The following is a 1,811-nucleotide window of genomic DNA, read 5'->3' on the forward strand; positions in this document are numbered from 1 at the left end:
AGCGCCCGCGTGGCCCTGCGCGGCGAAACATGGCCCGCCGCCTTCCGGCACACCGTGCGCCCTGCGGCAGACCCGCGCGCCTTCCTTACCGCCTCCGTCACGCTGCCCGAACCGCGCCACTATCCCACGGGCGAGGCGCTGTACGTGGCCGACGGGGCCAGCGTGGGCAGCGCCACCTTCAGCCTGGCCGAGGACAAGGCCGACATCTTTTTCGGCAGCGACCCCATGGTGTCCGCCACCATGCACCTGGACGAACGCAAGAGCGGGCGCGAAGGGCTGGTGAACAAGCAGCAGACCCGCACCTGGGCCTGGACCATCAAGGTGGCCAACCGGCGCGCCACGCCGGCGTCCGTGCGCGTTGAAGACGCGCAACCCCAGCCGCGCGACACGGCCATCAACCTCAGCGTGGAATCGGACCCCAGGCCCGCCACGGAAAACCACCATCTGGTGTGGAACCTGGACGTGGCGCCGCGCACCACCGCCGTCATCCGGCACACGGTGCGGGCCACGGCCCCGGCGGACATGCGGCTGGACGACGGCAGGTAGGCACGGCATACCTGCGGCCCTTTCGTTCACCGGACCGCCTTCGTCACCGACGCCGGATCCGCTGGTGCCGGATCCGCTGGTGCCGGACGCGCGGAAAACAGCCCGGTCGCCCCACCCCGCAAATGACGACGGCCCGTCCTTCAGGACGGGCCGTTTCGTTTGCCCAAGGCAAAAATCGAAGGGTACGGGGGAGAGGCGTCAACGCGGCATGCCCGGCGCGGCCAGGCCGCATCCCCATGCCAGGCCGCAAACTGACCGGTCAGCTCTTGATGCTGCGCTGGCAGAAGGCTACCACCCCGCGCGCGAGGTCGGGCGTTTCCGGCCAGAAGATGCGGTGGCGGTTCAGCCCCAGCAGCAGGATGCCGACGATGCGCGCCGTATCAGGCACGTCGATGTCGTCGCGCACCGTGCCGTCGCGGATGCCCCGGATCAGGCAGGCCTCCACGGTCTGGAACAGGCTGGTGGACATCGCGTCCATTACCGCACGGGCGCTGGGAATGGTGGTATAGGTGTTCAGCAGCACCCGGGTGTCGGTCAGGCGCTTGTCGATGAATCCGCAATGGTCGAGGATCAGCGTTTCCAGCAGGCAGTAGCCGCTCTTCTGCCGTTCCTTGATGGTCGCCATCAGCTTCCGGTACTCTTCCAGATAGGTATCGACGATGACGTCGAACACTTGCTGCTTGGAACGATAGTGCCGGTAGATGGCCGCGTCCGTCACGTTGGACGTCTTGGCGATCTGCGCGATGGTGGTGCCCTTGAAGCCGTTGGCGGCAAACAGGGTGCGGGCGTTTTCGAGAATCAGGTCCTTGGAGGATGCCATGCGTGCCTCTTTTCTGGGTGCGTCCGCCGCAAAGGGAGCGAAAGGTGCGGAACGCGCGTTGCGCGGCACATCATAGACACGTTCCCACAGGCGGCGTCAAGCACGGGAATTTGCGCGGGGTCGCCGCGCATGCCGAATAACGGCCATCCCGCGGACCGGCCAGAATGCATCGGGCCGGGTGACGCAATGCGGCCCGGCAACGGCAAGGCCAGAAGCGCCCCGTCGGGGCAGGCAGCAGCAGCAGCAGTACCCTTCAGATGTAGTCGCCGGGCAGCTCCTGGCCGCGCAGCACCCGCAACACGCCCGATGCCAGGGCGTGCATCTCTTCCACCTCGGGCAGCACCACCACCGGGGCCAGCCATTGCAGCCGCTGGCGCAGCCGCTCCGTCAGCCGGGCGCTACGGGCCATGCCGCCCGTCAGCACCACCCCCGCGATGCGCGGCGG

General features: G+C 68.0%; 2 protein-coding genes and 1 pseudogene. 1 reads left to right on the forward strand and 2 read right to left on the reverse strand.

Annotated elements, in window-relative coordinates; all coding sequences use genetic code 11:
* Nucleotides 1-546 (forward strand): DUF4139 domain-containing protein (locus FVW20_RS14095; RefSeq protein WP_196610111.1); only part of this gene is annotated, 546 nt, incomplete at its 5' end.
* Nucleotides 547-805: 259 nt separating this feature from the next.
* Here the strand turns inward: FVW20_RS14095 and FVW20_RS14100 are convergent.
* Nucleotides 806-1,366, reverse strand: coding sequence for a TetR/AcrR family transcriptional regulator (locus tag FVW20_RS14100; RefSeq protein ID WP_196610112.1), 561 nt, complete (start codon nt 1,364-1,366; stop codon nt 806-808).
* A 253-nt stretch (nt 1,367-1,619) separates the two neighbouring features.
* Nucleotides 1,620-1,811: pseudogene (locus FVW20_RS14105) on the reverse strand (butyrate kinase); the annotation flags it as partial.

The sequence above is a fragment of the Nitratidesulfovibrio oxamicus genome (genome assembly GCF_015731765.1).
GTDB lineage: Bacteria > Desulfobacterota > Desulfovibrionia > Desulfovibrionales > Desulfovibrionaceae > Cupidesulfovibrio > Cupidesulfovibrio oxamicus.

Bases quoted from the DNA above. Each gene is read 5' to 3' on its own strand.
- FVW20_RS14100 (WP_196610112.1), bottom strand. From the start codon at position 1,366: ATGGCATCCTCCAAGGACCTGATTCTCGAAAACGCCCGCACCCTGTTT.